Source organism: Dyadobacter sp. CY261 (assembly GCF_021440085.1).
Classification (GTDB): Bacteria; Bacteroidota; Bacteroidia; order Cytophagales; family Spirosomataceae; genus Dyadobacter.
The window spans coordinates 1-2,194 of record NZ_JAKCPW010000056.1 but is presented as its reverse complement, the minus strand read 5'-3'; the positions used below and the strand labels follow the sequence as shown (position 1 = coordinate 2,194).

The following is a 2,194-nucleotide window of genomic DNA, read 5'->3' as shown; positions in this document are numbered from 1 at the left end:
GTAACGAGTTCATTGACATATTGCGAAGTAGAAGAGAAGAGAAATAAAGTCGCGCAAGCGAATTAAGGGCGCATGGGGGATACCTAGGCTCTCAGAGGCGATGAAGGACGTGATAAGCTGCGAAAAGCTACGGGGAGCAGCACATATGCATTGATCCGTAGATATCCGAATGGGGCAACCCAGTCAGGTGAAGCCTGATTACCCTACGGGGGGCAAACGCGGGGAACTGAAACATCTAAGTACCCGCAGGAGAAGAAAACAATAGTGATTCCGTAAGTAGTGGCGAGCGAACACGGACAAGCCCAAACCAGCCTGGTTACGGCCAAGCTGGGGTTGTAGGACCCACCAAGTGGATAAATAGCGAACTGGAATGGCATGGGAAGGCCAATCGAAGAGGGTGAGAATCCCGTACAGGCAGTGATTTTATCTGAGTGGGTATCCTGAGTAAGTGGGGACCGGTGAAATCCCCTCTGAATCCGGCGGCACCATCCGCCAAGGCTAAATACTCCTGAGAGACCGATAGTGAACGAGTACCGTGAGGGAAAGGTGAAAAGTACCGCGAGCAGCGGGGTGAAATAGAACTTGAAACCATGCGCTTACAAGCGGTCGGAGCCTTCGGGTGACGGCGTGCCTTTTGCATAATGAGCCTACGAGTTACGGTTACTGGCAAGGTTAATGTATGAAGTACAGGAGCCGAAGCGAAAGCGAGTCTGAAATGGGCGATTAGTCAGTGGCCGTAGACGCGAAACTTTGTGATCTACCCATGATCAGGTTGAAGCGCTGGTAACACATCGTGGAGGACCGAACCGGTAAACGTTGAAAAGTTTTCGGATGAATTGTGGGTAGGGGTGAAAGGCCAATCAAACTGAGAAATAGCTCGTACTCCCCGAAATGTTTTTAGGAACAGCGTCGTGGTTGAGTCATGTTCAGGTAGAGCTACTGATAGGACTAGGGGGAGTCAAATCCTACCAAATTCTGACAAACTCCGAATGGGGCATGATATACACGGCAGTGAGGGCTGGGGTGCTAAGGTCCCAGTCCGAGAGGGGAACAACCCAGAGCATCAGCTAAGGTCCCAAAATATATGCTAAGTTGAACTAAGGGGGTCCGACTGCAGAGACAGCCAGGATGTTAGCTTGGAAGCAGCTATACATTTAAAGAGTGCGTAACAGCTCACTGGTCGAGCGGGGCGGGCATCGATAATAAACGGGCATCAAGCATATTACCGAAGCTATGCGATTGTATTTATACATATCGGTAGGGGAGCATTCTCACAGGGGTGAAGGTTTGGCGTGAGCTGGGCTGGACTGGTGAGAAAAGCAAATGTAGGCATAAGTAACGATAATGCGGATGAGAAATCCGCACACCGAAAGACTAAGGATTCCTCCGCTATGCTAATCAACGGAGGGTTAGGCGGGGCCTAAGGAATAGCCGACAGGCGATCTCCGATGGACAGCAGGTTAATATTCCTGCCCCTGCATGCAGTGTGAAAGAGTGACGGAGCGACGTGGTGTGTACGTACTGACGGAATAGTGCGTTGAGCCGAGCCTACGGGCAAAGCGAACATGCGAAGACGCTTCCAAGAAAAGCTTTTGAAACACCAGCTGTATGCAGCCCGTACCGTAAACCGACACAGGTAGTCGAGAAGAATATTCTAAGGTGCTCGAGTGAATCACGGCTAAGGAACTCGGCAAATTAACCCTGTAACTTCGGGAGAAGGGGAGCCTCCTCTGCAAAGAGAGGCCGCAGAGAAATGGCCCAGGCGACTGTTTAGCAAAAACACAGGGCTCTGCCAAAACGAAAGTTGACGTATAGGGCCTGACACCTGCCCGGTGCTGGAAGGTTAAGAGGGGATGTCATCGCAAGAGAAGCATTGAATCGAAGCCCCAGTAAACGGCGGCCGTAACTATAACGGTCCTAAGGTAGCGAAATTCCTTGTCGGGTAAGTTCCGACCTGCACGAATGGTGTAACGATCTGGGCACTGTCTCGGCCGTGAGCTCGGTGAAATTGTAGTAGCGGTGAAGATGCCGCTTACCCGCCACGGGACGGAAAGACCCCGTGCACCTTTACTATAGCTTTGCATTGTTTTCGGGTCAGGGATGTGTAGGATAGGTGGGAGGCTGTGAACCGGTGTCGCCAGGCATCGGGGAGCCAACGTTGAAATACCACCCTTCGCTGGCCTGGGATCTAACT

At 51.6% G+C, this 2,194-nt stretch carries 1 rRNA gene; it reads left to right on the top strand.

From position 1 onward, the window contains the following. Positions 1-51: 51 nt before the first annotated feature. Positions 52-2,194, top strand: a 23S ribosomal RNA gene (locus tag LZD49_RS35295); the annotation flags it as partial.